Annotated in this window: 31 protein-coding genes; 13 read left to right on the top strand and 18 right to left on the bottom strand. The window is 31.7% G+C overall.

Annotation, left to right across the window (positions count from 1 at the left end; all coding sequences use genetic code 11):
- Positions 1–147: 147 nt before the first annotated feature.
- From DFQ07_RS08435 to rsfS, 6 genes are read right to left on the bottom strand one after another with little or no spacing between them, the layout of a single operon-like run.
- Positions 148–780 (bottom strand): YceI family protein, encoded by a 633-nt coding sequence (locus DFQ07_RS08435; RefSeq protein WP_133535855.1) that lies wholly within the window; start codon positions 778–780, stop codon positions 148–150.
- Between the two features lie 5 nt (positions 781–785).
- Positions 786–1,043: an acyl-CoA-binding protein gene (locus DFQ07_RS08430; protein WP_133535854.1), complete on the bottom strand. Its 258-nt coding sequence runs from the start codon at positions 1,041–1,043 to the stop codon at positions 786–788.
- A 29-nt stretch (positions 1,044–1,072) separates the two neighbouring features.
- Complete coding sequence (locus tag DFQ07_RS08425; RefSeq protein ID WP_133535853.1) at positions 1,073–1,867, bottom strand: phosphatidate cytidylyltransferase; 795 nt, start codon at positions 1,865–1,867, stop codon at positions 1,073–1,075.
- 3 nt (positions 1,868–1,870) lie between these two features.
- Complete coding sequence (locus tag DFQ07_RS08420; protein ID WP_133535852.1) at positions 1,871–2,461, bottom strand: LUD domain-containing protein; 591 nt, start codon at positions 2,459–2,461, stop codon at positions 1,871–1,873.
- A 12-nt stretch (positions 2,462–2,473) separates the two neighbouring features.
- On the bottom strand, positions 2,474–4,399 hold the full coding sequence (gene ftsH / locus DFQ07_RS08415; protein WP_133535851.1) for an ATP-dependent zinc metalloprotease FtsH: 1,926 nt from the start codon (positions 4,397–4,399) through the stop codon (positions 2,474–2,476).
- 25 nt (positions 4,400–4,424) lie between these two features.
- Positions 4,425–4,793: a ribosome silencing factor gene (rsfS, locus tag DFQ07_RS08410; protein WP_133535850.1), complete on the bottom strand. Its 369-nt coding sequence runs from the start codon at positions 4,791–4,793 to the stop codon at positions 4,425–4,427.
- 86 nt (positions 4,794–4,879) lie between these two features.
- Here rsfS and DFQ07_RS08405 point away from each other — a divergent pair, with 86 nt between their 5' ends.
- Complete coding sequence (locus tag DFQ07_RS08405; protein WP_133535849.1) at positions 4,880–5,617, top strand: biotin--[acetyl-CoA-carboxylase] ligase; 738 nt, start codon at positions 4,880–4,882, stop codon at positions 5,615–5,617.
- Here DFQ07_RS08405 and DFQ07_RS08400 read toward each other — a convergent pair.
- Positions 5,612–6,001, bottom strand: coding sequence for a Rossmann-fold NAD(P)-binding domain-containing protein (locus tag DFQ07_RS08400; protein WP_133535848.1), 390 nt, complete (start codon positions 5,999–6,001; stop codon positions 5,612–5,614). The genes DFQ07_RS08405 and DFQ07_RS08400 overlap by 6 nt on opposite strands.
- A 12-nt stretch (positions 6,002–6,013) precedes the next feature.
- A complete protein-coding gene (gene pyrE, locus DFQ07_RS08395) occupies positions 6,014–6,664 on the bottom strand; it encodes an orotate phosphoribosyltransferase (RefSeq protein WP_133535847.1) in 651 nt (216 codons plus the stop codon).
- A 7-nt stretch (positions 6,665–6,671) separates the two neighbouring features.
- On the opposite strand from pyrE, the gene DFQ07_RS08390 reads away from it, so the two are divergent.
- The 4 genes from DFQ07_RS08390 (at position 6,672) to DFQ07_RS08375 (ending at position 10,344) form a co-directional block, all read left to right on the top strand.
- A complete protein-coding gene (locus tag DFQ07_RS08390) occupies positions 6,672–7,277 on the top strand; it encodes an NUDIX hydrolase (RefSeq protein WP_133535846.1) in 606 nt (201 codons plus the stop codon).
- A 135-nt stretch (positions 7,278–7,412) separates the two neighbouring features.
- Positions 7,413–9,317 (top strand): molecular chaperone DnaK, encoded by a 1,905-nt coding sequence (gene dnaK, locus DFQ07_RS08385; RefSeq protein WP_133535845.1) that lies wholly within the window; start codon positions 7,413–7,415, stop codon positions 9,315–9,317.
- Between the two features lie 76 nt (positions 9,318–9,393).
- Complete coding sequence (locus DFQ07_RS08380) at positions 9,394–9,816, top strand: secondary thiamine-phosphate synthase enzyme YjbQ (RefSeq protein WP_133535844.1); 423 nt, start codon at positions 9,394–9,396, stop codon at positions 9,814–9,816.
- The gene (locus DFQ07_RS08375) at positions 9,817–10,344 is read left to right on the top strand and encodes a hypothetical protein (protein ID WP_133535843.1); all 528 of its coding nucleotides are present in this window, start codon (positions 9,817–9,819) and stop codon (positions 10,342–10,344) included.
- Here DFQ07_RS08375 and DFQ07_RS08370 read toward each other — a convergent pair.
- Positions 10,339–10,773, bottom strand: coding sequence for a DUF7738 domain-containing protein (locus tag DFQ07_RS08370; RefSeq protein ID WP_133535842.1), 435 nt, complete (start codon positions 10,771–10,773; stop codon positions 10,339–10,341). The genes DFQ07_RS08375 and DFQ07_RS08370 overlap by 6 nt on opposite strands.
- A gap of 112 nt (positions 10,774–10,885) precedes the next feature.
- Between DFQ07_RS08370 and DFQ07_RS08365 the strand changes: the two genes are divergently transcribed.
- From DFQ07_RS08365 to DFQ07_RS08345, 5 genes are read left to right on the top strand one after another with little or no spacing between them, the layout of a single operon-like run.
- Positions 10,886–12,199: an NAD(P)/FAD-dependent oxidoreductase gene (locus DFQ07_RS08365; protein ID WP_133535841.1), complete on the top strand. Its 1,314-nt coding sequence runs from the start codon at positions 10,886–10,888 to the stop codon at positions 12,197–12,199.
- Positions 12,186–12,494 (top strand): hypothetical protein, encoded by a 309-nt coding sequence (locus DFQ07_RS08360; protein ID WP_133535840.1) that lies wholly within the window; start codon positions 12,186–12,188, stop codon positions 12,492–12,494. Before DFQ07_RS08365 ends, DFQ07_RS08360 begins: the two co-directional genes overlap by 14 nt.
- A gap of 6 nt (positions 12,495–12,500) precedes the next feature.
- On the top strand, positions 12,501–12,857 hold the full coding sequence (locus DFQ07_RS08355) for a hypothetical protein (protein WP_133535839.1): 357 nt from the start codon (positions 12,501–12,503) through the stop codon (positions 12,855–12,857).
- Complete coding sequence (locus tag DFQ07_RS08350) at positions 12,854–13,378, top strand: alpha/beta hydrolase (protein WP_133535838.1); 525 nt, start codon at positions 12,854–12,856, stop codon at positions 13,376–13,378. Before DFQ07_RS08355 ends, DFQ07_RS08350 begins: the two co-directional genes overlap by 4 nt.
- The gene (locus DFQ07_RS08345; protein ID WP_133535837.1) at positions 13,375–14,298 is read left to right on the top strand and encodes an AraC family transcriptional regulator; all 924 of its coding nucleotides are present in this window, start codon (positions 13,375–13,377) and stop codon (positions 14,296–14,298) included. The genes DFQ07_RS08350 and DFQ07_RS08345 overlap by 4 nt, the downstream gene beginning before the upstream one ends.
- Positions 14,299–14,377: 79 nt before the next feature.
- Here the strand turns inward: DFQ07_RS08345 and DFQ07_RS08340 are convergent, their stop codons facing one another.
- From DFQ07_RS08340 to DFQ07_RS08330, 3 genes are all read right to left on the bottom strand, one after another.
- Positions 14,378–15,091, bottom strand: coding sequence for a hypothetical protein (locus DFQ07_RS08340; RefSeq protein WP_133535836.1), 714 nt, complete (start codon positions 15,089–15,091; stop codon positions 14,378–14,380).
- 624 nt (positions 15,092–15,715) lie between these two features.
- Positions 15,716–16,489, bottom strand: a complete 774-nt coding sequence (gene ygiD / locus DFQ07_RS08335) for a 4,5-DOPA-extradiol-dioxygenase (protein WP_133535835.1) — start codon at positions 16,487–16,489, stop codon at positions 15,716–15,718.
- Between the two features lie 116 nt (positions 16,490–16,605).
- Positions 16,606–17,475: an SDR family oxidoreductase gene (locus DFQ07_RS08330; protein WP_133535834.1), complete on the bottom strand. Its 870-nt coding sequence runs from the start codon at positions 17,473–17,475 to the stop codon at positions 16,606–16,608.
- Between the two features lie 118 nt (positions 17,476–17,593).
- On the opposite strand from DFQ07_RS08330, the gene DFQ07_RS08325 reads away from it, so the two are divergent.
- Positions 17,594–17,953 carry a winged helix-turn-helix transcriptional regulator gene (locus DFQ07_RS08325; RefSeq protein ID WP_243743950.1) on the top strand — a complete coding sequence of 120 codons (360 nt, stop codon included), beginning with the start codon at positions 17,594–17,596 and terminating at the stop codon, positions 17,951–17,953.
- Positions 17,954–18,140: 187 nt separating this feature from the next.
- On the opposite strand, the gene ribB is transcribed toward DFQ07_RS08325, so the two are convergent.
- The 6 genes from ribB to tpx all read right to left on the bottom strand — a co-directional run bounded on the left by ribB (position 18,141) and on the right by tpx (position 24,881).
- Positions 18,141–19,283 (bottom strand): 3,4-dihydroxy-2-butanone-4-phosphate synthase, encoded by a 1,143-nt coding sequence (gene ribB / locus DFQ07_RS08320; protein WP_133535832.1) that lies wholly within the window; start codon positions 19,281–19,283, stop codon positions 18,141–18,143.
- Complete coding sequence (locus DFQ07_RS08315; RefSeq protein WP_133535831.1) at positions 19,283–20,734, bottom strand: LptF/LptG family permease; 1,452 nt, start codon at positions 20,732–20,734, stop codon at positions 19,283–19,285. The genes ribB and DFQ07_RS08315 overlap by 1 nt, the downstream gene beginning before the upstream one ends.
- A 91-nt stretch (positions 20,735–20,825) precedes the next feature.
- Complete coding sequence (locus DFQ07_RS08310) at positions 20,826–21,479, bottom strand: LolA family protein (protein WP_133535830.1); 654 nt, start codon at positions 21,477–21,479, stop codon at positions 20,826–20,828.
- 39 nt (positions 21,480–21,518) lie between these two features.
- Positions 21,519–23,969 (bottom strand): FtsK/SpoIIIE family DNA translocase, encoded by a 2,451-nt coding sequence (locus tag DFQ07_RS08305; RefSeq protein ID WP_133535829.1) that lies wholly within the window; start codon positions 23,967–23,969, stop codon positions 21,519–21,521.
- 27 nt (positions 23,970–23,996) lie between these two features.
- The gene (locus DFQ07_RS08300; RefSeq protein ID WP_133535828.1) at positions 23,997–24,377 is read right to left on the bottom strand and encodes a diacylglycerol kinase family protein; all 381 of its coding nucleotides are present in this window, start codon (positions 24,375–24,377) and stop codon (positions 23,997–23,999) included.
- Positions 24,378–24,383: 6 nt separating this feature from the next.
- Positions 24,384–24,881, bottom strand: a complete 498-nt coding sequence (tpx, locus tag DFQ07_RS08295; protein ID WP_133535827.1) for a thiol peroxidase — start codon at positions 24,879–24,881, stop codon at positions 24,384–24,386.
- Between the two features lie 115 nt (positions 24,882–24,996).
- Between tpx and DFQ07_RS08290 the strand changes: the two genes are divergently transcribed.
- On the top strand, positions 24,997–26,385 hold the full coding sequence (locus DFQ07_RS08290) for an MATE family efflux transporter (RefSeq protein ID WP_133535826.1): 1,389 nt from the start codon (positions 24,997–24,999) through the stop codon (positions 26,383–26,385).
- The gene (locus DFQ07_RS08285; RefSeq protein ID WP_133535825.1) at positions 26,372–26,596 is read left to right on the top strand and encodes a hypothetical protein; all 225 of its coding nucleotides are present in this window, start codon (positions 26,372–26,374) and stop codon (positions 26,594–26,596) included. Before DFQ07_RS08290 ends, DFQ07_RS08285 begins: the two co-directional genes overlap by 14 nt.
- Positions 26,597–26,632: the final 36 nt, after the last annotated feature.

The following is a 26,632-nucleotide window of genomic DNA, read 5'->3' as shown; positions in this document are numbered from 1 at the left end:
TGTTAGGAATTATGAATTTAAGAATGGAAAGAGAAGAGAAGAAGAAAGCTTGATTAATACACTATGCCTGTAAAAGTTCAAGTTAATTGGAATAAAAAAATCCGAAGCATATACTTCGGATTTTTTTATTAATATTTAGTTCTCTACTTACTTAAAAATAGAAGAGATAGTTAAGGCTACTTCGTCCCATGTTTTAGAAACACCATCAGCACCTTTATGTAAATCTTTACAAGCTGTATTTAATGAATCTAAAGCATTTTGAGCTTGCCAATCTGAAATTTTCATGGTAGCGTTTAAGTTAAATTCTTTTCCATTTAAGGTATACTTAAAAGGAAGTTTTTTAGTAACACTATTCATTGTTAAGTCTGCATAACCGATAGAGTCATTTTCTAACACTAACTTACCAGAAAGTAACTCCGTTTTATCCATAATTCCGAAGAAAAACTTCTTAATTTTAAAATCTCGACTAGTATCTGAGGTAAAAATGCTACTAACTGGGATAGAAAATTCAGCATTATTAATTGCTTCTTTAGCAGTATTACCTTCACCACCAGCAGTAATATTTACTTTTTGAAATTGCCCTTTAACAGGTATTTTCTCTGTAGTTTTATAGGCTACCCAGTTTATAGAGTTGTTAGCATCTTGTAAAACAAATGCAGCTTGTTTTTCTGTTTTAATTTCTTCTTTTGTAGTTTCTGTTTCTTTTTTAGCTTCTGATTTACAAGAAATCATTTGAGAAATTGTAAAGCAGATAATTAATGAATAAACGATTTTTTTCATGAGGTTTATTTTATGATTGAATTTACTAATTTAATATATTCTTTTTTAGCTTCCTTTTCGCTCATACCTCTTAACTGCATCCAGGCGTTAAATTTAAAAGCATTTCGTAAGTCACTATTGTCGTTAAATGTAAATCTGTCACCTTTTACAGCCTGTTTATAGTAAGCATATAGTCTAAGCATAATGTCTGGAGGAAGTTTTTCCTCTAGTTCAGATGCTTTTATATAAGCTTCTTTAAATCTTAAATCTAAATCATCTTCCATGGGGTAGGATAGTTAAATGTGCAGATAGTTTACATTATATAATGTACATACAAATATACGAAGGGAGCAAGGAAAAACAAGCTGTCTAACCTGTCTAATAATCCTCCATGACCTGGCATAATTGTACCACTGTCTTTTATATTGGCTTGTCTTTTAAATTTAGACTCAACTAAGTCACCCAAAGACCCAAACACAGCTACAATAATTGAAATAACTACCCAATTAAGCGTAGAAAAAATTCCTGAGTACTGACCAATTATAAATCCAGCAACAATTGAAAATAGTAAGCCACCAATAAAACCTTCAATTGTTTTTTTAGGCGATACCTTTTCAAATAACTTTCTTTTTCCGAAGTTTTTCCCTACTAAAAAAGCGAAGCTATCGTTTGTCCAAATAATAAGAATGATATAAATAATAATATTTGGATTATAGATGCTATTAATAAAAGGAAGATTCATTAGAAAGTAAAAAGGCAAGATTAAATAGATAGCTTGTAAAAATACCTTTTGCCCAAAAGAATCCATCTTAATTGGTTTAGAGCTTATTAATAAATATAAAAGGATAAGTAATCCAGTTAAAGTAGCTCCAAATAGAATATTGCTATAATTAAAAGTTATGTTTTGTACAGAGATATAGGTGCTGTAAGCTAAAAGTATATAAGGGATAAGACTTTTGAGTTTTAAAAGTTTAGAAAACTCCCAAATACAAACTGTAGCAAATGCAGCTAGTAAGCCTATATACGTTTCTGCAGAAAAAAGAATAGCAGAAATAAATAGTACAGCATAAACAAGGGCAGAAAGAGTTCTTGTTAAAAGATTAGACATATTTTAAAGGTCTTCAAAGAGCAGCAAATATAAATCTTTTGTGTTATTGTTCCCATAACTTAAAAAATTATCATCATCAACCTCAAATTTATAATTCTTTATAGAACTTATGTTGGTTGGAATGTTGCCACTAAAATGTGTTTTTATACCTGTTAATCCTTCTCCTGTATTTTTCACTAATTGACTAGTAGTAGCATATACAATAAAATGTTTAGAGTATGAAGCTAATTTATAACTGCTTAGTTGGTTAGAAGAGAATAGTATTTCTCCTTTATCAGCAATAAGATGCTCACAAGAAGTAAAAAAAGGTATTGATTCAGAGGAATGTTTTTGTACCGCTACATCAATTTTTTCAGTAATTTTTAATAAATCAAAATCTGTACAAGTAATTTTATTCCAGTTGTTTTCTTGTAAAATGTGTTTTAAATTATTCGTAACTTCATTAATAGAAGTGCAATATAAAAATTTACCACCTCTATTAATAAAGTTATGAACAAAGGAATCATCTAAAGATAAATGAACTATTTGTTCATTTATTTCCTTTTCTTTAGATGATTCTTGGTATGTTTTAAATAATTTTTTGAAAAAATTCATTCAAATATAAAACTATTCTTCTGTTGTAATTTTAGATTCTTCTTTATTGTCAAAAGGTCTATCACCAAAAATTTTGACTAAATCGTCTTTAAAGATAACTTCTTTTTCAAGTAATAACTCAGCTAGTTCAGTTAACTTATCTCTGTTTTGATCCAGTATATCAATAGCTCTTTTGTATTGGTTTTCTATGATTTCAGAAATTTCTTCATCAATTTTTTGAGCCGTAGCATCACTATAAGGCTTAACAAAAGCATCATTTCCTGACGAGTCGTAATAAGTAATATTACCAACTTTATCATTTAATCCATAAACAGTAACCATCGCGCGAGCTTGTTTGGTAACTTTCTCTAAATCACTTAACGCTCCAGTAGATATTTTATTGAAAATTAATTTTTCAGCTGCTCTACCACCCATAGTAGCACACATTTCATCTAGCATTTGCTCTGTTTGAACAATTTTTCTTTCTTCTGGAAGATACCATGCAGCTCCAAGTGATTGCCCACGAGGTACAATTGTAACTTTTACTAGAGGAGCAGCATGTTCAAGCATCCAGCTTACTGTTGCATGACCAGCTTCATGAAACGCAATTACTTTCTTTTCTTTTGGAGTAATTACTTTATTTTTCTTTTCTAAACCACCAACAATTCTATCAACAGCATCTAAGAAATCTTGATGTTCGATAGCATTTTTGCCTTTTCTAGCTGCAATTAAAGCAGCTTCGTTACAAAGATTAGCAATATCAGCACCAGAAAAGCCAGGGGTTTGTTGAGCTAAGAATTCTAAATTAACATTTTCTGCTAATTTTAAAGGTTTAATATGTACATTGAAGATTTCTCTACGTTCGTGTAAATCTGGTAAATCAACATAAATTTGACGATCAAAACGACCAGCACGCATTAAAGCTTTATCTAGTACATCTGCACGGTTTGTTGCTGCCAATACAATAACATTAGTATCAGTACCAAAACCATCCATTTCTGTTAACAATTGGTTTAAGGTATTTTCACGCTCATCGTTTCCACCAGTCATACTATTTTTACCTCTGGCACGTCCTATGGCATCAATTTCATCAATAAAAATGATTGAAGGAGATTTTTGTTGCGCTTGTTTGAATAGATCACGTACACGTGAGGCACCAACACCTACAAACATTTCAACAAAATCAGAACCTGATAAAGAAAAGAAAGGCACACCAGCTTCACCTGCTACAGCTTTCGCTAATAAGGTTTTACCAGTACCTGGAGGTCCTACTAATAAAGCTCCTTTAGGAATTTTACCACCTAATTTAGTGTATTTTTCAGGGCTTTTTAAGAAGTCAACAATTTCTTGTACTTCTTCTTTGGCACCTTCTAAACCAGCTACATTTTTAAAAGTAGTTTTTACTTTGGTGTTTTCATCAAAAAGTTTTGCTTTTGACTTACCGATGTTGAAAATTTGTCCACCAGCACCGCCACCACCAGCAGCTCCTGACATTCTTCTCATAAAGAAAAGCCAAATAGCAATAAGTAAAATAAAAGGAAGAAAGCTGATGATGGTATCCATCATACTAGTTCTTTCAATATTTACTTTGTCAAAATCAAGATTTTTCTCTTCTTTTTCTTTGTTGATTTCATTTTCGAAATTTTGCAAATCTCCAAAGTTGTATGTGTATAATGGAGTACCACTTCGGTAAAAAGGAGAATCAGCTAATTTTTTATGTTCTTCTTTTTTTTCTGCTTCGGGCTTTAAATAAATTTGAGCAACATTATTATTCTCTACAACAATTTTTTCAATATCGTTAGCTTGAAGAATTTTTGTAAACTCATTTTTAGAAATATTACGAGATCCTAAGTTACTAGAATTAAAGAAACTCAACCCTAATAATATTACTAAGATAGGTATGTATAACCAAAATGAATTGAAGGTAAATTTTGGCGTGTTTTTTTTATTATCACTCATAAAAAGTTGTCTAAATAGTTAGCAATTAAGCTGGATTAATTTCGGTGATTTTAGCATCACCCCAAAGGCTTTCTATATCGTAAAATTCACGTACTTGTTTTTGAAAGATATGAACTACCACATTTACATAGTCCATAAGAACCCATTCAGAATTGCCTTGTCCTTCTATATGCCAAGGTTTGTCTTTAAGTTCTTTACTTACTACTTTTTGTACGGAACCAGAAATGGCGTTGACTTGTGTGTTTGAATTACCCGAACAAACTACAAAATAATCACAAACAGTATTTTCTATTTCTCTTAAATCTAGTAGTTGGATGTCCTCACCTTTTACATCATCAATCCCTTTAATAATCACAGCTATTAGATCGTCTGTGTTTGTTTGTTTTATTGTCATTAAAAAAAATTAAGTTTTAGCAAAGTTATTATTTTTTTGCGAGTAATTTATGTAATATTGATACTTGTTTTACTCACAAAATCTGTATGAAAATAATCAAACTTAATGCCATTGACTCTACTAATACCTTTTTAAAGAATATGGTGTCAAAAATGTCAATTGATGATTTTACAGTAGTAGTTGCTAAAACTCAAACAAAGGGTAGAGGGCAAATGAATTCTGAATGGGTTGTAGAGGAGGGTAAAAACTTGACTTTTAGCGTGTATTCTAGCTTTTCAAAGCTACAGATAGTTAATCATAAGTACCTGAACTTTTGTGTTTCCCTTAGTGTTTATGAAGCGTTAAAAGACCTAAAACTACCTGATTTAAAAGTAAAATGGCCTAACGACATTCTGTCAGGAAATAAAAAGCTAGCAGGAATTTTAATAGAAAATTCATTAAGAGGGAGTAATATAAGCTCTTCTGTAATAGGAGTTGGGGTGAATGTGAATCAAGATTCGTTTTCAAAAAAATTAGCCAATGCTTCTTCAATAAAAATGATTTTAGAAAGGGAGATTGATTTAGATATTTTACTAGAGGCTATTCTTTCTAAGTTGAGAGAAAAGTTTGAGCTTTTGAATAAAAAAGAATTTCAATTTTTAGAAGAAGCATATTTAGATGTGTTGTATAAAAAAAATGTTCCGATGATGTTTAAAGACAATCAGAACATTTTGTTTATGGGTAAAATTGTTGGAGTTTCAAGGAACGGAAATCTCCAAATTGAGTTAGAAAACGAAACAATTCAAGAGTTTGGTTTGAAAGAGGTTTCGTTTGCCAGTTTATAATTTTGCTAAATTCTCAGTTAAAGTGCTAATAAACTTTGTTAAAGGAGCTTTTACCATCATTGCCATCATTGCATTAAACTCACCATTAAACTTCAACGTTACATTACTTTCGTTTTCTGATATTTCGTTAATATCAGCAGCTAAAGTAAAAGGTAATTTACTGCTGGCAGCACCTAAAGTTACATTAGAATATTCTGTTTTTTCTTTCATAACCAATCTAATTTCTGGCATTCCTTTCAATCCAAAAATAAAACTATCACCATCAACTTCAAATTTTTGAGTGTTTTCTGGCATTAATTGTTCAAAGTTTTCAAGTTTGGTTAAAAAATTGAATAAATCTTCAGACGATTTTTTTACAGTTACTGTATTTCCTTCTATATTCATTGTATTGTGCTGTTATTTTTCGTTTTGTTTCCACTTGCTAGGTTCAACTCTCCAGTCTTCTAAAGTAAGAAGTTCTTCGCTAGTAATATATTTACTATCCAAAGCCTGTTCTAGTAAGTATTCATAATTACTTAAAGTAGTAAGCTCTACGTTATCGTTTTTAAAATTATCAGTAGCAATTTCAAATCCGTAAGAAAAAATAGCAATCATACCTTTTACATTAGCATGTGCTTCTTTTAAAGCTTTAACAGCATTTAAACTACTTTTTCCTGTGCTAATCAAATCTTCAATGACAACTACATTTTGTCCACTTTCAAGATGCCCTTCAATTTGATTTTGTCTCCCATGTTTTTTAGGTTCAGGTCTTACATAAACAAAAGGGACTCCTAGCTCTTGGGCAACTAATATCCCAATAGCTATAGCGCCAGTTGCTACCCCAGCAATGACATCAGGTTTACCATGTTTTTCCTCAACTAATTTAGCAATTTCCTCTTTTAAAAAATTTCTAACAGTTGGGTACGATAATGTAATTCTGTTATCACAATAAATAGGTGATTTCCACCCAGAAGCCCAAGTAAAAGGAGTTTGTGGGTTTAGCTTTATAGCTTTAATTTGCAAAAGAAGCTCGGCAGTTTTTTTTGCTGTATCTTTGTTAAAATCCATAGCACAAATGTATAAAGTTTTTGTCAATGATAAACCAATAATTTTTACAACTTCATTTAAAAATGAAGATAATTACCCTGTTTATATTTACAAAAATGAAAGTATAGAAGAACTTATTTATAAGTTAAAAATAGGGGAATTAAATGGGCTGTATTTGTTTTCTAACAATTTAGCTGAAACTTGGAAGGCTTTCAAAATAAAATTTAAAGTAATTGTTGCAGGAGGAGGATTGGTTTTGAACAATCAGAAAGATGTTTTGTTCATTTATAGAGGTAATAAATGGGACTTGCCAAAAGGACGTATTGAAGGAGGAGAAGAAATTGAAGAAACTGCTATTAGAGAGGTAGAAGAAGAATGTGGTATTGAAAACCTTACCATTGAAAGGAAGCTTTTGGTTACGTACCATTTATTCGCACTGCAAAATGAATATCGCTTAAAAGAAACACATTGGTACCTTATGCATTCTAATTATGAAGGTGTTTTAACTCCGCAATTAGAAGAAGGAATTACAGAGGTAGCGTTTAAAAATAGCGAAGGGGTTAAGAAATCACTTGAAAACACCTACGAAAATATTCAACTTGTCTACGATTCATATATAAACGGAATAGATTAATGACACTATGTCATAAAAAACTATCGATATCTTTTCTTTTTCTGCCAAAATAATAGCTGAAGTTTATTGGCATACACTTTGACTATTTACTACTCGTAAAATTGAATTAAAAACTTTAAAAGATAAATAAAGATTATGAGTAAAATTATAGGTATAGATTTAGGTACTACGAACTCATGTGTGTCTGTAATGGAAGGAAATGAGCCAGTAGTAATTCCAAATGCTGAAGGAAAAAGAACAACACCTTCTATTGTAGCATTTGTTGAAGGTGGTGAGCGTAAGGTAGGTGATCCTGCTAAACGTCAAGCAGTAACAAACCCAACAAAAACAGTTTATTCTATTAAGCGTTTTATGGGAAATAAGTATTCTGAATCTCAAAAAGAAGCAGATAGAGTTCCTTATAAGGTAGTGAAAGGAGACAACGATACACCAAGAGTAAAGATTGATGATCGTATGTACACGCCTCAAGAAATTTCTGCAATGATATTACAGAAAATGAAAAAAACTGCTGAGGATTATTTAGGTCAAGGAGTTTCAGAAGCGGTAATTACAGTACCAGCATATTTTAACGATGCACAACGTCAAGCTACTAAAGAAGCTGGTGAAATTGCAGGGTTAAAAGTTCGTCGTATTATTAACGAACCTACTGCTGCTGCATTAGCTTACGGATTAGATAAAGCGAATGATGATAAGAAAATTGTAGTATTCGACTTTGGTGGTGGTACACACGATGTTTCTATCTTAGAATTAGGAGACGGAGTATTTGAAGTATTAGCTACTGATGGAGATACTCACTTAGGGGGTGATGATGTAGATGAAAAGATCATCAACTGGTTAGCAGAAGAGTTTAATGCTGAAGAAAGTATGGATTTACGTAAAGATCCTATGGCATTACAACGTTTAAAAGAAGCTGCAGAAAAGGCGAAGATTGAATTATCAAGTACAACTTCTACAGAAATTAACTTACCATATATCACAGCTACAGCTAGTGGACCAAAACACTTGGTAAGAACTTTAAGTAGAGCTAAGTTTGAGCAATTAATCGACGATTTAGTAAAAAGAACTATCGAGCCTTGTCAAACAGCATTAAAAAATGCAGATTTATCAACTTCTGATATTGATGAGATCATCTTAGTAGGAGGTTCAACTCGTATCCCTGCTATTCAAGAAGCAGTAGAGAAGTTCTTTGGTAAAGCGCCAAGTAAAGGAGTAAACCCAGATGAAGTTGTATCGTTAGGAGCAGCAATTCAAGGAGGAGTGTTAACAGGTGATGTAAAAGATGTATTATTATTAGATGTAACACCGTTATCATTAGGAATTGAAACTATGGGTAATGTATTTACAAAGTTAATCGATGCAAATACAACCATTCCAACTAAAAAGTCGCAAGTATTCTCTACAGCAGTAGATAATCAACCATCGGTAGATATTCACGTATTACAAGGTGAAAGAGCGATGGCAGCAGATAACAAAACAATTGGTCGTTTCCAATTAACAGATATTCCACCAGCACCAAGAGGAATTCCTCAAATTGAAGTAACATTTGATATAGATGCAAACGGAATTATCAACGTATCTGCAGCAGATAAAGCGACAGGAAAAATTCAAAACATCCGTATTGAAGCTTCTTCTGGATTAACAGATGAAGAAATCGAAAAGATGAAAGCTGATGCTGAAGCAAATGCTGAAGCAGACAAGCAAGCAAAAGAAACTGCAGACAAAATTAACGGAGCAGATTCTATGATTTTCCAAACTGAAAAGCAATTAAAAGAGTTTGGTGATAAATTATCAGCAGATAAAAAAGAACCAATCGAGGCTGCTTTAGAAGAGTTAAAGAAAGCACACGAATCTAAAGATATTGCTGCTATTGATGCTGCAATGGAAAAGATTAATGAAGCTTGGAAAGTTGCTTCAGAAGAAATGTATAAAGCACAACAAGATGCACAAGCTAACGGAGCAGGTGCGCAAGGAAATGCAGATGCAGGTTCTTCAACTGAAGGAGATAACGTAGAAGACGTAGACTTCGAAGAAGTAAAGTAATTTTGAATTTATTTCAGAATCCAAAATAAAACGAAAAGCCATTGAATACGTTCAGTGGCTTTTTTACTTTTCCAATATGAAATTTTACCAAAAAGAAATTCAATTACCTGCGTTTAATAGAGGGTATCATTTAATTACCGATATCTTGTTAGAAGCTTTTCCGGAGTTTACTACAATCAAAATAGGGCAGCTACAGGTGTTTATAAAACATACTTCTGCTAGTTTGACAATTAATGAGAATGCAGACCCAACTGTGCGAATGGATTTCGAGTCACACATTAACAAAATGATTCCTGAAAACATGCCGTATTATAAGCACGATTATGAAGGTACCGATGATATGCCAGCACATCTTAAAAGTTCTATGTTAGGATGTCAGGTGCAAATTCCAATTACCAAAGGGAAGCTTAATTTAGGAACTTGGCAAGGAGTATACTTAGGAGAGCACAGAAATTATGGAGGAAGAAGAAAAGTAGTACTAACAGCCTTTGGAAATTAAATGACATATCATAAATTCAATTTTTACAGAAGCACGTATTGTGAATTTGAAATGCAAAACCTCAATTTTTTTGAAGAGATGAAAGCGCATTTTCAAAGTAAATCAGGAAGCTACTATTATTATACTGAAAATGGTGTTTTTCGTTATTCGAATCACTGGGGAAGAGTCGCTAATTGCCGTTGGAAAATTCAAGGGATAGACCAATATAAGAATCAGAACTATTATGTAGGATATGCAAATTGGTCAGACTTTTATCCGTTAAATAGTACTGATAAGGTGTTTTATTTAGAAGCTGACTATGCAGAGCATAAGGTGAGTATTAAAAGAATTCAACACAATTCTGAAGAAGCTCATTTTTTAATGACCTCAGAACTTGCACATCAACGTTTAAAACAAATTCAATCGTTATTTAAAGAGTACAAATGGGCTCGTTATTTTGATGAAGATATTGAAGTGTTAAGAAAGCTATTAGTTGATCAATTAATACATACAAATAAAAGCTTACAACAAATAAAATTAGAATTATAACTCTCTATAATCTCTATTAACGCCAATACTAAAGCCAAATCGAATTTCATTTTCACTACCTAATCTGTGAATAGCGACTTTGCCTAATGGGATTTTACCGAATTCAGTATTGGTGATTTCATCGTCGTTTAAAAAAAGTTTTCCTTTAAACTGTTGTTTAGTATTGTACTCGCTTTTATCTTTTTTGTTTTGATAAATGTTGATAGATAAAATATTATCATTATCCGTACACCCACAAAAAATACCATATTGATCCCAAATAATGTAGTTGTTGCTTTTTTTAAGTTCTCTGCTAGGGCTACCTAAAATTTGAGTTAAGGCATCATAGCTAGTTGGAAATGTAAGAGGTTTGTCATCTATGTGAATAATATCTGTATCACACTTAATCACTAAATCTTTTACTTTCTTTTTTTTAAAAAAACTCAACATATTTTTCTCGGTTTGGTTTGTAGAATTTAACGTAAAACTAGAAAATAAATTTTAAGAAACTCCCTTCACTTTTAATTAAATTTGCTAATTGGATATAAAACCCTAATACATAATGAACATACCTCAAACGAGTTTTCCTAGAGTTGTAATTATAGGAGGAGGATTCGCAGGATTAGCAGCTGCAAGAGCATTAGAAAATCAAGAATTACAGGTTGTTTTAATAGATAAACATAATTACCATACTTTTCAACCCTTATTATATCAAGTGGCAACTGGAGGTTTAGAACCCGATAGTATTGCATTTCCTTTACGAAAGAGATTTAATGATATTGAAAATTTTTATTTCAGATTGGCAAAAGTTACCAATATTAATGCGGAAAGGAATATCGTAGAGACAACCATTGGAAATTTAGAATATGATGAGTTAATTATTGCTACGGGATCTACCACGAATTTTTTTGGAAATACAAATATTCAAAAGTATGCTATGGAAATGAAATCGGTTCCACAAGCATTGAATATTCGTAGTTTGGTGTTAGAAAACTTTGAAGATGCACTGTTGGTAACCGATTTAGAAGAGCGTTTAGCATTGATGAATTTTGTTATTGTAGGAGGTGGGCCAACTGGAGTAGAATTGGCAGGAGCATTGGCAGAAATGAAAAAAGCAATACTTCCTAAAGATTATCCGGATTTAGATATCCGACAAATGAAAATTAACTTGATTCAAAGTTCAGGAGAACTACTAAAAGGGATGAGCGAGGCTTCTTCAAGAAAGTCAGAAGAGTTTTTAAGAAAATTAGGAGTCGATATATGGAAGGACTTACGTGTAGTAGATTATGATGGAGAAACTGTTAGAACAGATGGGGAAGACCATTTTAAAGCGCAAACTGTTATTTGGGCAGCAGGTGTAAAAGGAGATGCTGTTAAAGGTTTAAACCAAGGATGTGTGATAGAAAGAGCTAATCGATTTAAAGTAGATGAGTATAACAAAGTAGTTGGCTACGATAACATATATGCCATAGGCGATGTAGCATGTATGCAAACCAAAGATTATGAAAGAGGACATCCTATGATGGCGCAGCCAGCCATTCAACAAGGTCGATTGTTAGGAAAAAACATTCTAGCAAAGCTGAAGGGTAAAAAACTAAAACCTTTTAAGTATAAAGACAAAGGAGCAATGGCAACTATAGGAAGAAACAAAGCCGTGGTAGATTTGCCTAAGTGGAAATTTCAAGGAGTATTTGCTTGGTTTGTGTGGATGTTTGTGCATTTATTTTCATTAATAGGCTTTAGAAATAAAGTAATTGTATTTATGAATTGGGTATATAATTACATTCGTTTTGATAGAGAAACAAGATTGATTATTCGTCCTTATAAAAAGAAAAATAAATACAGTTTTAAAGAACAAGAAAATGGTAATTACTAAAAATATTAAGTGCCCAAGTTGCGGGGTTTTTAATACGAATAGAGATTATTGCAAAGACTGTGATACACTCATTTCTTTTGAAAAGAAACAAGAGCAAAAAGTAGTAGCTTACAAAGAAGAAGAACTCAAAAAAGTAAAATATGATATTGAGAATCCTAATTTAGCAGAACGATTAAAAAAGCATCCAGTTTGGCTGTTTCGAATTGTAGGTTGGGTTTTGTATTCTGCATATTTATTAATAAGTGCTATAGGAGCTTTAATAGCTTGGTTTGTAGCGATGGTTGCTGCGGGTTAGAATTGTATGCATAAAAGAGTACTTCCATATTATTTTGTATTTTCATTAGCTACAGGTAGCCTTATTTATCTTGCACAAAAATTAGCGATTAAACTTCCAGTAATTGTGAATAACTATGTGAATGATTTTTTAATCATCCCCATAGTATTAATAGTCAGTTTGTATGTTTTACGATGGAGTAGAAATGATGCTAATTACCAAATTTCTATTGGAGCAATTCTTTATTTATGCTGTTTTTATGCAATTATTTTTGAATATGTTCTGCCTAAATTTCATCCAAGATACACCGCTGATATCATAGATGTCGTATTGTATTTTATGGGAGGAATATTTTTTTATTACCTTCAAAAAAACAGCTTATGAAACAAAGATTACTTATTTTATCTGATTTATGGGGAAAGGAGAATGCAGATTGGGTTTCGACCTATGTTGAAAATTTATCGGAGGATTTTGAAGTAGTATTTTACAGTAGTTGTGAATTGGCTGGCATTCCAGATTTTGATATAACAGAACATGAGAGACACCGTTTATTTATAGAAAGTGGAGTAGAGGAAGCTGTTGAAAATTTATTGAGTTTAGAAAAAGAAGAAGTGGTAATTTTGGCATTTAGCATAGGAGGTACTATTGGTTGGAAAGCTAGTTTAGCAGGTTTAAAGATTGCAAGTTTTTATGCGGTTTCAGCAACAAGACTACGTTACGAAAAAGAAAAACCGCTAAACAAAGTAACGCTATATTATGGAGAAGGGGATGCTTACAAACCTGATGTTAGTTGGTTTGAGAAAATGAAAGTTGACTATCATATAATTCCAAAAGGGACCCACGAACTATATAGAGATAAGGAGTTTGCTAAAAAGCTATGTTTAGAAATAAAAAGTAAAAGATGAAGTCTTCAACAAAAATACCCTCAACGATTGTAACTAGAATAAGTAAAGCGATTTCTTTTATTGAAGAAAATTTAAATACCAAACTTGTTTTAGAAGAAATAGCAAAAGAAGCTTATTTTTCCCCGTTCCACTTTCACAGACTTTTTAAAGCAGTAACTAAAGAAACGGTAAATGATTTTATCACAAGAAAAAGAGTAGAAAAAGCGGCTTCGTTTCTGTTACATCAACAGGAAAAAACAATTACAGAAGTAGCAGAAATAGTTGGGTTTACCAGTTTGTCATCATTTTCAAGAGCTTTTAAAAAGTTTTACGGATTGAGTCCTGTTGAGTTTAAAAAAGAGAGTCCTAATAAATTTAGCAAGATTTGTAAAGAGGAAAGCAAGAACGGTCAAGTTGAAATTCGATTTGAAGAATACATTTGTAACATACAAAATGCTTTAAATTGGATTAAAATGAATGCTAAAACAGAAGTTAAAATGGTTCCTGAAATGAACCTAGCATACATAAGCCATCAAGGAAAAATGGACTTAATAGGAGATGCATATACTAGATTAATGCGTTGGGCAACTCCTAAAGGATTGATGAATCAACCAGACTTAAAAATGATTACGATTTATCATGACAGCCCTAAAATTACAGACCCAGATTATATACGTATGAGTGCTTGTATGACGTTGAATGGTGAAGTAGCTACAGACGGGGAGGTGAATACAAAAGTTTTACCAACGACAAAATGTATTGTTTCTAGGTTTGAAATTGGTTTTGACGAGTTTCAACAAGCTTGGGAAACCAGTTTTGTGTGGATGAGTGAACACGGTTATCAAAAAGCAGCGATAGATCCGTTTGAAATATATCATAACAATCCGCAAGAACATCCAGAAGGAAAATGTATTGTAGATATTTGTATTCCTCTGGAGTAAAAAAGGTTAACAGGGTTAAAGGTGTCTCTTTGGTAATTTCGAGTGAATTCGGACGTAGTTAAATTTATTGTAATTAAGGTTATGTGTTGTTGTTGGTAGTTTTTATTTTTTCGATCAATATTAATTCAAAAAGTTTATTGATAAAGATATACCATTTATCTATATATTTTTTTAGTTCTTCTCTCCCAAGACTTTCAATTTGTTTTTCTCTATGACTAAATACAGGGGCGAATTTCGAATTGTCTAATTGTAAAAAGCTTAATGTCAAATTTTCATAATGCGTTATTGTATCTCGAGGTTTAATAGCATTGGATATCCATTCGCTATAATTTTTAAATATCAATTCCATTATTTTATCAGAGTCTTTTAATCTAACTACTTCTGCCATCATTGATCTGGGCTTTCCATTGTCATTAATCCTTCCAAAAGTATTGTGAGGTGTAATTCCTTTATAGAATTTTGACATGAAAAATACAATTCTATCCAAAGACATTTTGATTGAGTAAAGTACTGCATTGAATTCTAAATGAAGTTTTATAGCTAATAAATTCATATCATTCTCATCGATAACTCCTTTACTAAAAGTATTTGGTAAGTCTATTTTAAAATATTCTTCTGTTGCTTTATCAAATCGATTTAAATGATAGGTTGGGGCAAGATATGAAGTTCTGAAATCAAACAATTTATGATTTATAGAGGTCAGGTTTTTTTCATACTCTAATTCTTTAAACTCTTTCAAAATTCTTGTGAAAGTGTTTGATATTTTCTCTAAATCATATTCAGTTTTACTCATTTTTTCCATAAAAAATCCAAAAAGAATAATTGATATTTAATTCTTTTCTTTTTAATTATTAAAATTATAAAAAGTTCTATTGAAGCTATTTTTGTCCAAAATAATGTAATGTGACTAAACCCATGAGTCGAATTAGATAATAATTCAATGAAATAAAGAGCTATAGTCACTAAACAAAACTTTGATAATAATGTTCTTGTTACAAGTAGACTTTTGTATTTTAAATAATAGAATACTAAAGTGGTTAATTTTATTACAAATATTAAAAAGATAGAAGTATATGGACCTATATAGCTTCCTCGAATTGAAAAAGTTGATAGCCCAATTATAACCCAAGAAGAGTAATATACCAATTCAGGTTTTAAATGGTTTGAATGATTTTTTTCAAAAAGGTCAAATATTAAAAGTATAAGAATTAAACAACTAGAAAGTTCCCCATAGTATTCTATAATTTTTAATTGTGTAATTAAAATTATAGCTAGGGTTATGATTACTCGAAATAATGTTTTCTTTTTGATTAATTTATCCATAACAATTTAATTCTTTCAAATATAAAAAATCCCGAGTTCGCTAACTCGGGATTTTTATATTATTTTTATTTATAAACTACGTTTACGTGTTGTTTTAACCTATCCGAACACTAGTCATTGTTAAAGACCCGCCTACCTCTTGGTCATTGAATAAAGAAACTTCATCAGTGTCATCTTTTAATGCTAAAGAATAGAGCAAAGGGAGGTAATGTTCTGCTGTTGGAATTGCTAAGTCAAAAGCTTTTCCGTGTTTTCTAAAGTCAATTAACGATTGATGATCATTTTTTAAAATCCAATCCTTCATTTTTTGATTGGCTTCTATAGCCCAATCAAAACCAAAATTCGTATGGATTTTACTAAAAGAAATTTCTCTTAGATTATGAACCATATTCCCGCTACCTATAATTAGAACCCCTTTGTGTCTTAGTGTAGTTAACTGCTTTGCTAGTGCATAATGTTCGGCAGGTGTTCTATTATAATCTAAACTTAATTGAATAACTGGCACATCAGCTTCAGGAAAAAGATGTTTAACAACAGTCCATGAACCATGATCAAGCCCCCATTTATAATCAAGATGAACTGATTCAGCAGGTTCAATAATTTTTGTTATTTGTTCTGCAAGTTGAGGGTGACCAGGAGCAGGATATTGCACTTCAAAAAGTGCTTTAGGAAATCCACCAAAATCATGAATAGTTCTTGGTTGCTCCATTGCAGTAACAAATGTTCCTTTGGTTTCCCAATGAGCAGAAACGACTATAATTGCATTGGGTTTTTCTAAACTTCTTCGTTGTTTTTTAAAACCTTGAACAAATTCATTATCCTCAATTCCATTCATAGGAGAACCATGTCCTAGAAATAAAACAGGCATTTTTTCTGTATTATTGAAGTGACTGTGTTAATTGTTCTAATTTTGAAAATGATGATATCATAGGTATTGATAATGTGCTTATCCCAGCAAGCTTTATGAAATCTTTACGATTCATTTTAGTTAAATACGTTACTCAAATATTCTTTTATAGTTGTAGGTTTTCTATTGAGTAAGGTTTCTAAACTATTGTCAGATAATTCTAATTCTCCTTTGACTTGAGCTAAAGAGAAGGCGGTTAACAATTCAATGTATTCTTCAGGAACTCCATATTGTTTTAATGTTTCTTGATAATCCTCTGCTTTAGGTGATTGATAAATAATTTCTTTTTCTGATATTTTTGTCAATATTTCTGCCACATCTTTATAGCTAAAAGCCTCTGGATTTGTTAGCGAATATATTTTATTATTATGACCTTCTGAAACTAAAATATGTGCTGTAACTTCAGCCAATTCATCTCTTAAAACTGAATTAGATTTTCCTTCTTTAGCGGGTAAAGATATAACACCAGTATCTAAAACATTTTCTCCTATAAACATTGGAATATTTTCGAAATAGGAAGCATTTTGAAGTGTGGTGTAATTCAGGCTGCTTTCTTTTAGCCATTTTTCGGTTTTCGCATGTGAGTCTTGTAAAAATCCTATTGCAGAATCTTCTACACTTGTATTTCTGATAAAAGAAGTATAAACCACATGATTGATATTAGCCTCTATAGCTGCTTTTATAACCTTTTTGTGTTGGTTTTCTCTTGCTTTAATATCGTTTCCTGAGACGAATAGTAATTTGTCTATTCCTTGAAATGCTTTGACTAAAGAGTTGTAATCAGAATAATCTCCAATTCTTAGTTCAATACCCTTGCTTTTTAAGTCTGAAGCTTTTTCTTTATTTCTTACCAATGCAGCAATGTTTGAAGCAGGTATTCCTTTATTTAATAATGCATGAATGGTACTATTGCCATATCCTCCTGTGGCTCCTGTTATTAAAATCATATTTGATATATTTAAATTGTTTACACAAAATTAGTATATTTGGTATCTAAAGTATAGTTAAGTACTAAAAAATACTAGTATACAAAAGTATAGTAATATAGATTTTATGAAATTTGAATTGATTCAAACCTACCCAGAGGTAAAGAAGTGTCCTACAAGTTATGTCTTAGCTATTAATGATACATTAAATGTATTGAGCGGTAAATGGAAAATGCCCATAATTGCAGCTTTGTTGTATGGTAATAAACGATTTAAGGACATTCAGCAAAGTATTGATAAGATTACTCCAAGAATGTTATCTAAGGAATTAAAAGATTTGGAGGTGAATAGTGTTGTAAAAAGAAAAGTTTATGATAGTCAACCAGTTTTAATAGAATATGAACTTACTGAATCTGGTAGAAAAATAATACAGGTCTTAGATTCTATGGTTGCATGGGGACTTGCTCATAGAGAGTCAGTTCTAGAAAATAATGCATAAACTCTTTTGGAGTGTTTAGATAATGGTCTATGTACATCAAAAAATTACTAATACTCTCTTTTTTGTTAGGGTAAGTAGGGGGGAGCCAAATATAAAAAATAAAATAGAGAGTAGAAGAAGTTTAATATAGCATACAAAAGTCCCGAGTTAGTTAACTCGGGATTTTTAGTTTTATATTGTTTTTGGATTAGTAGTTTACGTAATCAACAATTTCTAATCCATAACCAATCATACCTACACGTTTGGTTTGCTTGGTGTTAGAAACTAAGCGTAGTTTATGAATGTGTAAATCGTGTAAAATTTGGGCACCAATACCAAAATCTTTATTGTCCATTACCACATTCGGAGCTTTCATTTCTCCTTTAGCTTGGTTTTCTTTTAAAATACGAAGTCTATTCAATAAGTTTAAAGCTTGCATTTGCTGATTAATGAATAGGATAGCACCTCTACCTTCATCATTAATCACTTTAAACATTTGATCTAACTTTTTATCAGCATTGTTGGTAAGAGTTCCTAAAATATCATTGTTTACCAAAGTAGAGTTTACACGAGTTAAGATAGGTTCGTTTTTGCTCCACGTACCTTTGGTTAAAGCAATGTGAATTTGATTGTTAGTAGTTTGTTGGTAAGCACGTAAACGGAAATCACCAAAGCGTGTTTGAACGTTAAAGTCTTCTTTCTTTTCAATTAAAGAATCGTGCTCCATACGGTAAGCTACTAAATCTTCAATAGAAACAATCTTTAAATCGAACTTTTGAGCAACTTCAATAAGCTGGGGTAAACGAGCCATGGTGCCATCTTCATTCATTATCTCAACGATAACTCCTGCTGGTTGTAATCCTGCTAAACGAGCAAAATCGATAGCAGCTTCAGTATGCCCTGTTCTTCTTAAAACACCACCATTTTTTGCTTTTAAAGGAAAGATATGTCCTGGTCTAGCTAAATCAAAAGGTTTGGTGTCTGGGTTTATTAAAGCTTGAATGGTTTTAGCTCTATCCAATGCTGAAATACCAGTGGTTACTCCATTTCCTCGTAAGTCAACCGATACAGTAAAAGCTGTTTCCATAGGATCGGTATTGTTACTTACCATCATTCCTAATTCTAGTTCTTTACAGCGAGTTTCGGTAAGAGGAGTACAAATTAGTCCTCTACCGTGTGTAGCCATAAAGTTGATCATTTCTGGAGTGATTTTTTCCGCAGCTGCAACAAAATCTCCTTCGTTTTCACGATCTTCATCATCAACGACAATAATAACTTTACCGTTTTTGATGTCTTCTATAGCTTCTTCAATTGTATTTAAATGAATGTTTGTTGGTGTTTGTGTTGTCATTATTCTGTTGTTTTCTCTTTCTTAGAGAATAAATTTTTTATAGAGTTTTTTATCGGGGCTAAAAAACTATTAATATCAAAAAGTCCTTTATCCTTAGCTGCTCTTACGGTTAAAGTTATAGCCAAAGGTAACATTAAAAACACACTTAACCAAGATCCTGTAATGGCAGTTAGTGAGCTTTCTTCAGCTAAATTCCTTCCAAATGTATTGGAAAAAAAGTATAAAACATAAATAGCAATCGCTAAAATCATAGGTAAACCCATACCTCCTTTTCTAATGATAGACCCTAAAGGAGCTCCGATAAAGAAAAGCAACAAACAAGAGAGCGAAAAGGCTACTCTATTGTAAAATTCAATATCGTATAGGTTTAAATATTTTCGTTTATTCTTTAAGGTTTCTTTGTTAGAATTATTGTTATTAATAGTGCGTTCTAATTTAGAAGTTGCAGTTAATATAATGTTCTGCTTTTCTCTTAAATCAAAGTTATCTAAAATGTTTAAAGAAAGTTCATTGTTAACCAATGAATCTGGATACTGATATAGATCTTCGATATCAATACTTAAAAATAAGTTTTTAGCTCTACTAGCTATGAAATCGTCATAGCTTTGCTTCATTGTTGGCAAGGTATCTTTTAACTGTGCCAAGCTTAACATGTTGAAGTTTTTAGTGTACTTCAAGTCATCAATGTTATCATCGCTAAAAGAAGAAATGTCAATACTGATAGTATATTCGTCAAAATCAGCATACGATGCAGGCATTTTTTCTCGTTCTTTAAGTGAAGCACCATTTTTTAAATGATGTTCAAAATAATGTCCATCTTTTAAAACCAAGGTCATGTATCTACTTCCTTCTTCTGAAAGAATTTCACCTCTTTTGGCAGTAATAATTTTATTATTCCCTTTTTTTGAAGATAAATCATAAATCATAACCTCTTTTAAAAGGTTATCGTCTTCACCATATTTTTCTTTAAATTTTATTTGAAAATTAGGGATTTCAGTATTAAAACCACCAGCAACTAAAGCTATGGCAGGTTGTTTCTTTTTTATGTTTACCTTCATATTTAGCTGCTTTAGCATGGCGTAAGGATATACATAGTTTAGAAACAAAAAGTTAATACCACTCAAAAATATGGCTAAAAAAACTATTGGACGCACCATTCGTTGTAGGGAAACACCCGCAGATTTTGCGGCAGCAAATTCATAGTTTTCAGATAAACTCCCAAGAGTCATGATTGAAGATAGTAAAACACCAATAGGTAGCGCTTGTGGAGCTACAATTAGAGTGGTATACCAAAGAAATTTTAAAATAATTCCTACACTAATTCCTTTACCTGCAAAATTATCAAAAGCTAACCACAAGGCTTGCATTACCAACACAAATAAAATGATAAAGAAGGTTGCTAGAAAAGGAATTAAAAAGCTTTTTAATATATATCTGTCTAATGTTTTCACAGAAGCAAAGGTAGTAGGTTAGTAGCATATAAACACAAAAGTTTTGTTAAGGATTTTATACAAATCGATAACAAAACTTTTGCGTAATTTTTTAGTCGATATAGTAACCTAGTTTTGTGTACTTAGTTCTATCGAATGAGAATGATTTTTCTGAAATAGGTTGATTGCTTTTAAATTTAGTGATGGTAAACGTAGTTTCAGCACCATTTGAGCCTATTTGTGTAAGCTTATAAATGTGTTTTGTTTTGGCATCAATACCTAATTGTACTTTAACAATATCAGAATTACTATCTATAGGAGTTAAGTTTATATATTGTACTTTACGACCGTTACTGTTCTTTAAAGCTCCCATAGTAAAAGTATATCCTTCTTTGTAAAAAGTTAATAATTTCGAAGGGTAGATAAATCCATCTTCTTCATCTATATTACCATTCGTGATGCTTACTTCCTTTTCATCTTTATTAATAACGACTAATTTTTTACCATCGAAAATAAAAGTGTTTCCTAAATAATCAAGGTTGTATTTTTCACCAGATAAAGTTATTTCACCTCTAATAGGAGGATCGTTAGTAATACCAGCTGCTTTATTTACTAATGAAGAGTTAAAACCAATTACCATATTTTTATAAGCGCCCATTTTAGTTGATACTTCGTCAAGCAATTTTTTTGCTTCTGAAGAATTTGATTGTCCCATAGCGCTAATGCTAATACATAATCCAATAAATAATAATCCTATTTTTTTCATCGTCTTTCTTATTTCCACTTTCGGAATAGTTTATAATTATTAATTCTGTTCACTTTCTAATAATTGCTCTAACGCAATTAAATCGGTTACCAAAACTTGTCTCGCTTTACTACCTTCAAAAGGCCCAACAATACCAGCAGCTTCTAATTGATCTATTAACCTACCAGCTCGATTGTACCCTAATTTTAATTTACGTTGCAATAACGATGCCGAACCTTGTTGTGCAGTAACAATAATTTCGGCTGCTTCTTTAAACAGTTTATCTCTGTCTGAAATATCAATATCAAGATTTGTGCCACCTTCTTCGCCAACATACTCTGGTAGTAAATAAGCTTCAGGATAGGCACGCTGTGACCCAATAAAATCAGTAATTTTTTCTACTTCAGGGGTGTCTACAAAAGCACATTGAATACGTGTAATATCATTTCCAGCTGAATATAATAAATCTCCACGTCCAATTAATTGATCGGCTCCTGGTGCATCTAAAATCGTTCTAGAGTCAATTTTAGATGTTACTCTAAAAGCAATTCTAGAGGGGAAATTCGCTTTAATAATACCCGTAATTACGTTTACTGACGGACGTTGCGTCGCCACAATTAAGTGAATACCAATCGCACGTGCTAATTGTGCTAAACGAGCGATAGGAGTTTCTACTTCTTTACCAGCAGTCATAATTAAATCGGCAAATTCATCAATAACCAATACGATGTATGGTAAAAAGCGGTGTCCGTTTTCAGGATTTAATTTACGGGCCTTGAATTTTGCATTGTATTCTTTAATGTTACGAACCATTGCTTCTTTCAATAAGTCGTAACGATTATCCATTTCAATACATAACGAATTTAAAGTGTTTACAACCTTTGTGGTATCGGTAATAATAGCTTCAGATTCATCAGGAAGCTTTGCTAAATAATGACGCTCTATTTTGTTGAATAATGTTAATTCTACTTTTTTAGGGTCGACTAATACAAACTTTACTTCCGCAGGATGTTTTTTATATAAAAGTGATGTTAAAATAGCATTCAATCCAACCGATTTACCTTGACCAGTAGCTCCAGCCATTAGTAAGTGAGGCATTTTCGCTAAATCTATTACAAAAGTTTCGTTAGAAATCGTTTTTCCCAAAGCAATAGGAAGTTGCATAGGGGATTCTTGAAACTTCTTTGAAGCAATTACCGAATGCATAGAAACGATAGTGGCCTTTTTGTTAGGAACTTCAATACCAATAGTTCCTTTTCCTGGAATTGGAGCAATGATACGAATACCTAATGCTGAAAGAGATAGAGCGATATCATCTTCTAAATTTTTAATTTTTGAAATACGAACACCAGCTTCAGGTACAATTTCATATAAGGTAATAGTTGGACCAACTGTTGCTTTAATTTGTGCAATACCAATTTTGTAGTTTTTTAAAGTTTCTACAATTTGATTTTTATTGGCTTCTAATTCGGTCGGATCAACAGATATACTTTCGTTGTATTCTTTAAGTAAGTTAAAGGTTGGGAATTTAAAGTTACCTAACTCTAAAGTTGGGTCAAACTCACCAAAATCTTTTATTAATTGGTCAGATAAGTTTTCAGAAACACTTTTCTCTTCGGCTATTTTTTCAATAGCAACTTCTACTTCGTTTTTTGTTTGATCTGAAACTTTAAGAACAGGTTCATTAATTTGGTGAACATCTAGAGAAATTTCGTCATTATCTTTTTTCTCAGGAGTATTGTTGACCCCAGAATAGTTAGAAATTGTAGGTTGTAAATTTTCTACAGATAATTCAAAATCTGATTTGTCAGTTTTTAATTCCTGAGCTTGAGGAGTATCTTCTATAATTGTTGTGTCATCTCGGTTTGTATCAGCATGATTATTAAGAGTAGTCTTAGTATTGTTTTTTTCTTTATGAACTTTTACCTTTTCACTAATAGCTTCAGGAGTAATACTGAAGCGAATAATTAGATAAGCGATAAAGAAAAATATTAACAAGATTGCCAAACCAGTTTTTCCTAAAAAAGTTTGTAAGTATTCATTCAATTCAAATCCAACAATACCAGATAAAAGCGCATTCTTTTTTTCAACATAACCAAGAGAAGTAGCCAGCCAAAGCGTAATTAAAATAGCCCAGTTCCATGAAGTAACTATACGTTTTAAGTTGGTTTGTAATAAAATGCGAGCGCCAGTTAAAAATAAGGTTACAGGAATAATAAAAGCACCCAATCCAAAACCTCTATACACGAAGAAGTGGCTTAATTTAGCTCCTATTTTCCCTAATAAATTTTTAGTAGGAATTGTTTTATCTGTAAATTGTGATAAAGTACTTTGATCTTCTTGCCATGAAAAGAAAAAAGAAATAAAAGCAACAGTTAAAAATATAGAAAACAACAACAAAAAAAAACCTAAAACAGTTTGATTTTGTCTGTTAGAAAAAAAGGAAGAAATCCTTTTGAAAATAGATTTTTTAGGTTGTTTCTTTTGTACAGTTGTCTTTTTTTTTGCCATGTATTTTTATTAGAAATAAATTGAACGCTACAATATAGCTATTATTTTAGGAAGGTAAATTATGCCCGCAATAATTAATGATATTAGGGCTGCAAATGCAGGAGCACCCGCAGCAATATCTTTAATAAAACCTATTTTTTTATGATAATCAGGATGTATAAAATCAGCTATTTTTTCAATAGCCGTATTTAAAGCTTCTGCTACTAAAACAATACCAATAGCTAAAGTCTGAATCATCCATTCTGTTGCAGAGATCTTAAAATAAAATCCGAAGATAGTAGCAACTATAGCAAATGTAAGTTGCGCTTTTATGCTATCTTCTGTGGTAATTAATAACCACATTCCTTTTACAGCAAACTTTATACTACGTAAACGACCTCTTAAATAGCCATCGTTAGGATTCTTCATAAATGTTTACAATGCTTTTAAAGCGGCTTCGTAGTTAGGTTCGTTTACAGTTTCACTTACTTGTTCGGTATAGGTTACAATACCTTTTTCATCAATAATAACAATAGAACGAGAGTGTAAACCTGCTAAAGGCCCTGTAACAATTTCTAAACCATAGTCTTTACCAAATCGACCAGCGGCAAAATCAGACAGCATAACTACATTTTCAATACCTTCAGCGCCACAAAAACGACCTTGAGCAAAAGGTAAGTCTCTGGAAATACATAAAACTTTAGTGTTTTCTAAGTTAGCAGCCTTTTTATTAAATTCTCTAACAGATGTAGCACAAGTACCTGTGTCGACACTTGGGAAAATATTTAAAATTAATTTAGAACCGCTAAAGTCGCCTAAATTTTTAACAGATAAATCAGTTGCAACTAACGAAAAATCAATTGCTTTAGTTCCAGTTTTAGGTAAATTACCTATTGTTTCTATTGTGTTACCTTTTAGAGTTATTGAAGCCATTTTATATACGTTTTAATAAAAATCAAAGGTAGTTAAATTAATTAAAAAATGAAGGAGATAAACGTAGCACACCTTTAAAAAAGTTATCTTCGCGGTCTGAAAAAAAAGGTAAAAATTGAATTTACAGCAATATACTTCGGAGTTTAGATATAACTTAAAACTTGCTGCACCAGTAATGTTGGGAATGCTGGGACATACTTTTGTAAGTTTTATTGACAATATTATGGTTGGACAACTTGGAACAGCAGAACTAGCAGCCGTTTCATTAGGGAATAGTTTTATGTTTATAGCTATGTCGTTAGGAATTGGGTTTTCTACAGCAATTACTCCTTTAATAGCCGAGGCAGATTCTTCAAATAATTTTGAACAAGCAAAATCTACTTTTAAACATGGACTTTTCTTGTGTACAATGATGGGGATTATACTGTTTTTACTAGTGTTTTTTTCAAAACCTTTAATGTATTTAATGAAACAACCAGTTGAAGTGGTTGAGTTGGCAATTCCTTATTTAGATTTGGTTGCTTTTTCATTAATTCCTATGATAGTTTTTCAAGGATTTAAACAGTTTAGTGATGGGATGTCAATGACACGCTATCCTATGTATGCGACCTTAATAGCCAATGTGCTAAATGTTTTGTTGAATTACTTGTTAATTTATGGAAAGTTTGGTTTTCCTAAGTTAGGAATAGTTGGAGCAGCCTATGGTACACTATTGGCAAGATTTGTAATGGTGCTATATTTATGGTGGTTATTGAGTAAAAAAGAACGTTCAAAACGTTTGGTAACCAATATTAAATTTTTTGTTTTAGATACTTTAATGCTTCGAAAAATTATCGATTTAGGTACTCCTAGTGCGATGCAAATGTTTTTTGAAGTAGGTATTTTTACAGCGGCAATTTGGTTAAGCGGATTGCTAGGTAAAAATCCACAAGCGGCAAATCAAATTGCCCTAAACTTATCTTCTATGACTTTTATGGTAGCTACTGGGTTAAGTGTAGCGTCTATGATTAGAGTAGGAAATCAAAAAGGATTGGAAAATTATAAAGAATTACGAAGAATAGCTTTTTCTATATTTTTCTTAGGAACCATACTGGCAGTTATATTTGCAACTATCTTTTTTGTGTTTCACAAATCATTACCAAATTTATATGTTGATTTAAGCGATGCTAAAAATTATACTGATAATATGGAGGTGATGAAAATTGCAGCCAATTTATTAATTGCTGCAGCAATTTTTCAGATTAGCGATAGTATACAAGTGGTAATGTTAGGTGCTTTACGCGGGTTACAAGATGTAAAAATACCTACATTAATTACTTTTATATCGTATTGGGTTGTTGGGTTTCCTATTAGTTTTTTCTTAGGAACAAAAGAAACATATAGCAGCTTTGGAATTTGGTTAGGGCTCTTAGCAGGACTAACTACAGCTTCAATTTTACTTTTTATACGATTTAATAAATTAACTTTACAATTGATTAAAACAAAACATAATGAACTTACCTAAATTTTTATTAGCAGATAATAGTAATCACCCAGAAGATATTTTTGTATTGCATACTGAGTACCCACGTTTTTTAATCAATTTAAAGGATGATGAAATTGAATGGTTTGAAGATTTATCTGATGAAAATGAGCAAGATTTAGCGAATGAAATGGAAGGGCTAATAGAAGCAGCAGGATTGTTTTATGATGCTGAAATGGAGGGACTAGAATAGAGGTAGCTACTTTTGTTTAGTTCTTCTACTTAAAAA

The sequence above is a fragment of the Tenacibaculum caenipelagi genome (assembly GCF_004363005.1).
Classification (GTDB): Bacteria; Bacteroidota; Bacteroidia; order Flavobacteriales; family Flavobacteriaceae; genus Polaribacter; species Polaribacter caenipelagi.
Note: the sequence above shows the minus strand (reverse complement) of the source record. Positions and strands in the feature narration are given on the sequence as shown.

Bases quoted from the DNA above. Each gene is read 5' to 3' on its own strand.
- DFQ07_RS08435 (WP_133535855.1), bottom strand. From the start codon at position 780: ATGAAAAAAATCGTTTATTCATTAATTATCTGCTTTACAATTTCTCAA.
- DFQ07_RS08430 (WP_133535854.1), bottom strand. From the start codon at position 1,043: ATGGAAGATGATTTAGATTTAAGATTTAAAGAAGCTTATATAAAAGCA.
- DFQ07_RS08425 (WP_133535853.1), bottom strand. From the start codon at position 1,867: ATGTCTAATCTTTTAACAAGAACTCTTTCTGCCCTTGTTTATGCTGTA.
- DFQ07_RS08420 (WP_133535852.1), bottom strand. From the start codon at position 2,461: ATGAATTTTTTCAAAAAATTATTTAAAACATACCAAGAATCATCTAAA.
- ftsH (WP_133535851.1), bottom strand. From the start codon at position 4,399: ATGAGTGATAATAAAAAAAACACGCCAAAATTTACCTTCAATTCATTT.
- rsfS (WP_133535850.1), bottom strand. From the start codon at position 4,793: ATGACAATAAAACAAACAAACACAGACGATCTAATAGCTGTGATTATT.
- DFQ07_RS08405 (WP_133535849.1), top strand. From the start codon at position 4,880: ATGAAAATAATCAAACTTAATGCCATTGACTCTACTAATACCTTTTTA.
- DFQ07_RS08400 (WP_133535848.1), bottom strand. From the start codon at position 6,001: ATGAATATAGAAGGAAATACAGTAACTGTAAAAAAATCGTCTGAAGAT.
- pyrE (WP_133535847.1), bottom strand. From the start codon at position 6,664: ATGGATTTTAACAAAGATACAGCAAAAAAAACTGCCGAGCTTCTTTTG.
- DFQ07_RS08390 (WP_133535846.1), top strand. From the start codon at position 6,672: ATGTATAAAGTTTTTGTCAATGATAAACCAATAATTTTTACAACTTCA.
- dnaK (WP_133535845.1), top strand. From the start codon at position 7,413: ATGAGTAAAATTATAGGTATAGATTTAGGTACTACGAACTCATGTGTG.
- DFQ07_RS08380 (WP_133535844.1), top strand. From the start codon at position 9,394: ATGAAATTTTACCAAAAAGAAATTCAATTACCTGCGTTTAATAGAGGG.
- DFQ07_RS08375 (WP_133535843.1), top strand. From the start codon at position 9,817: ATGACATATCATAAATTCAATTTTTACAGAAGCACGTATTGTGAATTT.
- DFQ07_RS08370 (WP_133535842.1), bottom strand. From the start codon at position 10,773: ATGTTGAGTTTTTTTAAAAAAAAGAAAGTAAAAGATTTAGTGATTAAG.
- DFQ07_RS08365 (WP_133535841.1), top strand. From the start codon at position 10,886: ATGAACATACCTCAAACGAGTTTTCCTAGAGTTGTAATTATAGGAGGA.
- DFQ07_RS08360 (WP_133535840.1), top strand. From the start codon at position 12,186: ATGGTAATTACTAAAAATATTAAGTGCCCAAGTTGCGGGGTTTTTAAT.
- DFQ07_RS08355 (WP_133535839.1), top strand. From the start codon at position 12,501: ATGCATAAAAGAGTACTTCCATATTATTTTGTATTTTCATTAGCTACA.
- DFQ07_RS08350 (WP_133535838.1), top strand. From the start codon at position 12,854: ATGAAACAAAGATTACTTATTTTATCTGATTTATGGGGAAAGGAGAAT.
- DFQ07_RS08345 (WP_133535837.1), top strand. From the start codon at position 13,375: ATGAAGTCTTCAACAAAAATACCCTCAACGATTGTAACTAGAATAAGT.
- DFQ07_RS08340 (WP_133535836.1), bottom strand. From the start codon at position 15,091: ATGAGTAAAACTGAATATGATTTAGAGAAAATATCAAACACTTTCACA.
- ygiD (WP_133535835.1), bottom strand. From the start codon at position 16,489: ATGCCTGTTTTATTTCTAGGACATGGTTCTCCTATGAATGGAATTGAG.
- DFQ07_RS08330 (WP_133535834.1), bottom strand. From the start codon at position 17,475: ATGATTTTAATAACAGGAGCCACAGGAGGATATGGCAATAGTACCATT.
- ribB (WP_133535832.1), bottom strand. From the start codon at position 19,283: ATGACAACACAAACACCAACAAACATTCATTTAAATACAATTGAAGAA.
- DFQ07_RS08310 (WP_133535830.1), bottom strand. From the start codon at position 21,479: ATGAAAAAAATAGGATTATTATTTATTGGATTATGTATTAGCATTAGC.
- DFQ07_RS08305 (WP_133535829.1), bottom strand. From the start codon at position 23,969: ATGGCAAAAAAAAAGACAACTGTACAAAAGAAACAACCTAAAAAATCT.
- DFQ07_RS08300 (WP_133535828.1), bottom strand. From the start codon at position 24,377: ATGAAGAATCCTAACGATGGCTATTTAAGAGGTCGTTTACGTAGTATA.
- tpx (WP_133535827.1), bottom strand. From the start codon at position 24,881: ATGGCTTCAATAACTCTAAAAGGTAACACAATAGAAACAATAGGTAAT.
- DFQ07_RS08285 (WP_133535825.1), top strand. From the start codon at position 26,372: ATGAACTTACCTAAATTTTTATTAGCAGATAATAGTAATCACCCAGAA.